Source organism: Cyanobacteriota bacterium (assembly GCA_025054735.1).
In the GTDB taxonomy this organism is placed as follows: Bacteria; Cyanobacteriota; Cyanobacteriia; order SKYG9; family SKYG9; genus SKYG9.
This window is the reverse complement of record JANWZG010000344.1, coordinates 1-4,413: the sequence shown is the minus strand read 5'-3', so window position 1 is coordinate 4,413 and position 4,413 is coordinate 1. Positions and strand designations below refer to the sequence as shown.

The following is a 4,413-nucleotide window of genomic DNA, read 5'->3' as shown; positions in this document are numbered from 1 at the left end:
CGCCGTAGACAGCTTCTAAAGTTCGGTCATAAAACCGATGGCCAAGGACAGCATTAGCACCAAGAGCTGAGTTGTTCTGAATGAGAAGTTGCCCTTCAAAGAAAGTTAGACCTAGGTTGCTATCTAGATCGAAGGGAACGAAAGCACCCAACGACGTAAAGCCTTCAAGATAACCAGCCCCCCGATGAGTATAGCGTGCAAAGGCACGAGGAACAAACGTTGGCCTTGCAGTCGTATCCGATCGGGCACCTACCTGAGCGTGCAGATTCTCACCCACCCCAAGACTTGTAAGCTGAATAGAAAATGGCACAAGTGTGGCCGAAGCCATGCTTTGGCTAACCCCAACGAATATTGTCTCGCTAGCCATCTCAGCAGTTGTTGTTAGAGAGCTATCAGCACTACTAGATGCTGCTGGGCTAGCCGTTGAGCCAAGATAGGGCAAAGGTTCACCGTAGGTTAGCACCGAAGACGATGCCGACGATGATTTTGCCTGTGGAGTAGGAAACTGGGCCAAGCTAGGGGCAGCAGCCAAGCCAATAGCCAGTAACGTTGCATAACGCAACATCTCTAGCGACAATGCTCTAGCCAGATGACCTAGCAGAAAAATGTTATTGGACTGCACGATAGATCCCATTACACCAACCTCCTCACGCCATGGCTCAGTTTTATTTATTACGGGTGACTACGTACCAACACTCGACCTAACCCTTGGCTATCAAAATGGCACAACTTTGCAGCTTTGGAACAAAAATTTTGCGCAGGAGTATCTTTTTCTCCAAAGGCCAACGACATAACCCATTAGTTCGTAGTAAGGACCGGAAAGCTGTCTATACCGTATCCATACTGTAGTAGGCAGAAGAAGAGGTATAACCGACTAGTTTTTTGCAGTAAAGGTACCATTAGCATGGTTGGTCTTAGCATGGGGTTTGCCTGGCGCTCAAAACCTGGTGTAGCGAGCACTGAGGAATTGCTCAGCTTGATGACGTTGTTCTTCTGGCGAGTCTGCGTTAATTGTGCCATCTAGCACAGCCACTACTAATTCCTCTAGCATCTGTCGAAACTGTTTGCCTGGTTGATAGCCTAGTGCTTGCAAGTCACTGCCATCCAGAGGTGAGGTAATGAAGCGCCAGTAACTGAGATAGCGCCAAATTTGCTTCCGGACTGATTGATCGCTGTAAACACCAACTATGACTAAGGTAGCCGTGTTGTAGGGTTTAAGCAGATGCACTACTTGACTAGGCCGATCGCACTGTTTCAGGCCATCGGTGATTTCTTGTTGATAGTGCTCTAGACGATCAAGGCGATCGCAGCTCTCTAGCGAGCACTGTAGGTTACGAGCAACGATGCTGCGGTACTGCGGCTCCAGATCGGCAATCAGGGTTTCTAGCAAATATTCCCAGTAGGTAACTGAGGTGGAAATGGATGGTGAATGGCGGCTAGCAATCAGGAAACAGCGATGAATCAGTCGCAGCCTATGCCACAGGCGAGGAGTTAGCTTTAATGTAGGGTGAAGACAGGTAAGAGCATCTAGGTCAGCCAGTAATTTGAGGGCAGATTGCCAATTGGGTGATTTGAGAATATATTTCAGTTCATTCTTGAGGCGGCTACCTAGCGCAGGCCATTGACGACGATCGCCCTTCCCAGAAAACAATGGAGCAAACATTTGAGGGAACTGTGCCACGGCGTAGCGAATGTAGTGCTCTGTTCGAGACTCAAGCTGGAAGCCTAACTTGGCACTAAATCGAACTGCTCGATAAATGCGTGTGGGGTCTTCTATGAAGCTAGTGGGGTGAAGAACCCGGACAGTGGCAGCTTGTAAATCCCTATAGCCGCCAAAAGCGTCTAACAAGGGCATCTGATCATGGCTCGTCAGCCGCGTCGCTAGTGTGTTGATGGTGAAGTCACGGCGATGAAGATCTTGGGCGATCGTACAGGGTCTTACTTGGGGATTGTCTGCCGGATGGGAATAAAATTCCGTGCGAGCAGTAGCAATATCTACGCACAAGTTATTGAATATTGGATGACTATGCCATAACAGGTCGGCGGTTTGAAACTGGCTATGCCCCTGAAGTTTCGCCTCTGGATAAAGCTGATGGAGAGCCATTGCCAACTGGAGGGCAGGATGTATGGTGCCATCAGAAGATGCTGCTTCTCCTGAAGCTAGTGGATATTGCCCATCGGCTGGCTCAACCACTAGGTCAATATCATGCAATTGTAATAGCTCATCAGCGCTGCCCAGCAGCAAATCTCGGATAGCTCCGCCAATGAGATATAACTGTAACCCCTGATGAATTGCAAAGTCAGCAGCATGGTTCAATAGTTGCCAGAGGTGAGAGGGCAAGCGCTGGTGAAGGAGAGGACGCAGAAAGAGGGGAATGGCAGGAATTGCTGGATCCAGGTCTGTAAAGGATGCAGGGGAAACTGGGGGTATTCTATGGCGGGGAATATAGCCTACTAGACGATCGTGCTCTAACACAACTAGAGAAGCTGGGTTACTATCCGCAACTAGGGCTTGCATCTCAGCAATTGGTGTATCAGCAGTAACAGCTATGCAATCGCACCGCATAAAGTCTTGCACGTGGGCGTGGGCAAATCCATAGTGAACAGCCATATCTAAATCGTGGCGAGAAAGCTGACCAAGCGGATAATCTTGATGAGAGACTATGAGTACATCTGTGCCATCCTGTTGATGGAGGAGGCTGTGGGCTGTACCAATCGTGGTCGTAGGAGACACTGATTGCACTGGAGACACCATGAGGTCGATCGCAGTCAATCCCTGAGTCATACTAAGCCACTCATACACTTAGCCCTTACACTGACACTTAGCCACTGACACTTAGCCACTTAATAGCGCTTCCACAAACTCATAGCTAGAGAAAGGACGTAAATCTTCAATGCCCTCTCCTGCGCCAATAAATCGAATGGGCAGTCCCAATTGTTGCACAACAGCTAGTGCGACTCCACCTTTAGCGGTGCCATCCAACTTGGTGAGAATGACTCCATTCAACTGAGCTGCTTCCAGAAATACCTCGGCTTGGCGCACCCCGTTTTGGCCTAGGCTAGCGTCTAATACCAGAAATGATTGAATGTTCGCATTAGCCGCTCTCTTATCAATAATTCGACGAATCTTGCTGAGTTCATCCATCAGATTCTTTTTGTTTTGCAAGCGACCAGCCGTATCCACCAACAACAATTCAGTCCCCCGTGACTGGGCAGCAGCGATCGCATCATACACAACTGCGGCTGGATCCGTATTTTGCCCTGGATTGGCAATCACCTCAACATTACTGCGTTGTCCCCAAATCTTTACCTGCTCCACGGCGGCTGCTCGAAAGGTATCGGCGGCAGCAATCAAGCAAGAATAGCCTGACTTGGTGGCAATGTGCGCTAGTTTGCCGATCGTTGTAGTTTTGCCCACCCCATTGACACCCGTGATTAACCAGATATTCAGTGCGCCCTTTTCAGGGGCTAGGTGACGACTATTGCCCTGTAGGGGGGCATCTAACATATCGCGCAGCAACTGCTTCAAGTAACCAATGGCTTGCTCTGGTGGCAGCACTTCATCCCGTAGCTTCCGCTGTAACGCCTGCACAATGTAATCGGTTGCTTCTACTCCTACATCCGCTTGCAGCAAGAGTTCCTCGATCGACTCCACAGCATCTGGATTAAGCGGCCCCTGACCTACAATTGCTTTGAGTTGGTTAACCAGACTACGCCGCGTGCGGTCTAGTCCCTGACGTAGGCGTTTTAACCAGGTAATTTCTTCAATGGAAACGTCTTCAGCTTGCCGACCTTGGGCTGCCAATACTTCCGCAGACCACAGAAACCCCTCGTCAAGCACTAATTCTGGCAACGGATCCACATCAACAGTAGCTGATTCAGTCTCGGCTACGGAGTGGGGTACTGCTGCTGGCGGTGCAGCGGTACGATCAGGTGCTGAGGATGCTAGTGAAGATGTTGGCCGAGCAGGTGGTTCATCTATTTCGATCGCCGTTGATCGCAACCGCTCTAGCTTAGCTTCACGATCAGCAGCAGCTTGCATCCAAATCGGCACCCTTGATGAGAATTCTGGAGTCTCTGTCGCTTCCGATGTGATTTCTGGGGTAACCGTGGCATCTGCGTCGATAGCTGTACCTATCTCTGTACCCATCGTGGCAGCAACATCATCCTTACCAGTAATTGGCTGAAGAGATTCTTGCCCGGCCACAACGGTGACGACACTTTCCCCAGCCACCTTAGGTTCAGTTAAGACGGCGATCGTACCCAGCTCAGGGTTTTGTTCAACCGCATTTGAAGCCCCCTCAGTAGAGCCAGCCGCGGCTGGTGTTGCCTCTACTGATTGTGACGCAACAGGAACAACCTCTTCAGTACGAGCAGCCGCCTGCTGTCGTTTTTTGATGTTCTCCAGCGCTA

3 protein-coding genes are annotated in these 4,413 nt (G+C 50.1%); all 3 read right to left on the bottom strand.

Annotation, left to right across the window (positions count from 1 at the left end):
• The coding region (locus NZ772_14650) for a hypothetical protein (protein MCS6814791.1) at nt 1-634 on the bottom strand (634 nt) is incomplete at its 3' end.
• Between the two features lie 303 nt (nt 635-937).
• Nucleotides 938-2,785: a hypothetical protein gene (locus NZ772_14645; protein ID MCS6814790.1), complete on the bottom strand. Its 1,848-nt coding sequence runs from the start codon at nt 2,783-2,785 to the stop codon at nt 938-940.
• Between the two features lie 51 nt (nt 2,786-2,836).
• The gene (gene ftsY, locus NZ772_14640) at nt 2,837-4,408 is read right to left on the bottom strand and encodes a signal recognition particle-docking protein FtsY (GenBank protein MCS6814789.1); all 1,572 of its coding nucleotides are present in this window, start codon (nt 4,406-4,408) and stop codon (nt 2,837-2,839) included.
• Between the last annotated feature and the right edge of the window lie 5 nt (nt 4,409-4,413).

Excerpts from the sequence above, each read along its gene's own strand:
- NZ772_14645 (MCS6814790.1), bottom strand. The coding sequence starts at position 2,785 with ATGACTCAGGGATTGACTGCGATCGACCTCATGGTGTCTCCAGTGCAA.